The organism is Paenibacillus campinasensis, assembly GCF_002272015.1.
Lineage (GTDB): Bacteria > Bacillota > Bacilli > Paenibacillales > Paenibacillaceae > Paenibacillus_AQ > Paenibacillus_AQ campinasensis.
In genome coordinates, this window is the sequence record NZ_NPBY01000121.1 from 1 (window position 1) to 1922 (window position 1922).

The 1922-nt window shown below is 34.9% G+C and carries 3 protein-coding genes and 1 pseudogene; all 4 read right to left on the reverse strand.

The window, feature by feature from the left end; all coding sequences use genetic code 11:
- Window positions 1-246, reverse strand: a pseudogene (locus tag CHH67_RS25570) (hypothetical protein); the annotation flags it as partial.
- A 179-nt stretch (window positions 247-425) separates the two neighbouring features.
- The gene (locus CHH67_RS25575; protein WP_095268189.1) at window positions 426-905 is read right to left on the reverse strand and encodes a hypothetical protein; all 480 of its coding nucleotides are present in this window, start codon (window positions 903-905) and stop codon (window positions 426-428) included.
- 217 nt (window positions 906-1122) lie between these two features.
- Window positions 1123-1338: a hypothetical protein gene (locus CHH67_RS25580; protein WP_095268190.1), complete on the reverse strand. Its 216-nt coding sequence runs from the start codon at window positions 1336-1338 to the stop codon at window positions 1123-1125.
- A 71-nt stretch (window positions 1339-1409) separates the two neighbouring features.
- Window positions 1410-1739 (reverse strand): hypothetical protein, encoded by a 330-nt coding sequence (locus CHH67_RS25585; protein WP_095268191.1) that lies wholly within the window; start codon window positions 1737-1739, stop codon window positions 1410-1412.
- Between the last annotated feature and the right edge of the window lie 183 nt (window positions 1740-1922).

Here is a 1922-nt window from a genome sequence, read left to right on the forward strand (position 1 = left end):
TATTATCATCACGTCATTTAAGATACTTCCTATTTCTATTTGTTCGAGAAGTACATTTCCAGTTCCAACTGGTGATAGTATCTCCTCTAAACTTTTAATTTGATGAAATTCAATATCTTCTTGCCTGTTGCTATCAAAGAAATGAGATGATTTAACTTCATATGAGTTAATTTTAAGTTCATCAAAAACAAACTTGTCTAATTGATATTTCCCTAAATTTTCCAATACAATTTCAAGATTCTCCAAACCATCTCCCCCTTTTATTGGTCGATAAAGCCCTTAATGTTCCATCTAAATTGAATTTGCTTGACTTCGTTATCCGAGCCCACTAATTGGTGGTGCTCATTGCGCAGGCTGGATTACATGAGCAATATGTGATATTAGTTAAATGGTGGATTCATTCGGCAATGGGTAGCCCTACCGTCTTATAGATTTTCAATATCGATAGCTTCCTTCTCTACAAACCTTTCATACCATCCGTTTAACGGGAGGTTGGCAACTATGTCCAATTCCAGAAGTTTAAGAATAAATAGACCACCTCTTTCAATAATTCTAATTAGAGGGTCATATACATCTAAGTATATCTGTGCATCAGGATTTTTATCAGTATATTTCGCAAGTTGCAAATAATATCCGAATACTTTGCCAACATACTTTTGATCATCTAGAAATTCGATTGCTTCCTTGTTGCAATAATCCGAAATAACTACTACTTCTTCATCACCTAGTAATTTTGCTATATTTGCATATAAAGGCGGTACTGGCTTTTGTGATTGTTCTTTAAAGAACTGTGCTAATCTTCTCAAAAACTCATAGCCTAAATGAGTATCTGACTGTGACGGATTTGACCCAACTACATTCCAATTTTTGCAATTTATTCTTTGTAAAGCCTTATCCAAATACATTTCTTCACCTCAAAACTTTAATAGTCGATTCATCATCACTTATGTTTAATAAAATCAGATCCGAATCATATCCTGGGAATGGATCAGTCGTATTTGGAGCTGTAGGATTAGTTTTATCATGAGCATTTTTAGACGGGTTCCCACCAATGAAAAAACCTTGAAAGGCATGAAGCCTATCAAGGTTTCACAAAAAGAGGTACAGTGCCTAAGCGGGGTTCTATCTCTTGTGCTTTTCAACAAATTGATTTATGCCAGCAAATACTATATCTTTAATTACCTCTGTATAGTTATTGTATCCGCCCTCTTTTTCAATGATTATGTCTAACATGTTTTTTAATTTACCATCTATCATAATCGTTATTCCTTCGACTTGTTCACCAGTTTTTTCATTCTCGAACTTTTCAGACAGTATGCTTACTTTATTATCACTCATTTCTTCCCTCCATCATTCCCAAAATTTAATAAATCAAGTCGTAGAAACATACCATCAATGGATTAATCTATTCACCCAATAAAAACCACAGCATCTCCTCGTTGAAAAGCCGTAGGAAGCTTAGTTGCAAGAAGTTCAATTCTGGATAGCATTTGTTCTTGCACCTCACCCTGTAAGTTTCTTCGTGCCCATTCTTTAAGTAAACTAAGTTCATGTATCAAACAAACAGCATCTTCTTTTGTGACATCAATTCCATACCTAATACCCACAATCCACTTCGTATTTATTGACTCAAATGCAAGTATCCAGTATGTTTCAAAGAAATATTGTGTAGCTATTGGAATACTGAAATGTTGTTCATATTCGTTTTGTGGTGCTAGAATTATTGCTGAAACAGACACAATCAACTTCCTCCTTTTCCAAACTCAGCAGTAAAAGTATGGTCTAGGAATTACAAAAAAACAGGTCAATCATGGTAGCATCTGACCATAATAACCTGTTTGATGTAACGGAATAGTGATATTTAGGTTATAAAATCTGATTGAACATTACTACCCATCTCACACGGCACTGGTAGCCAGGGG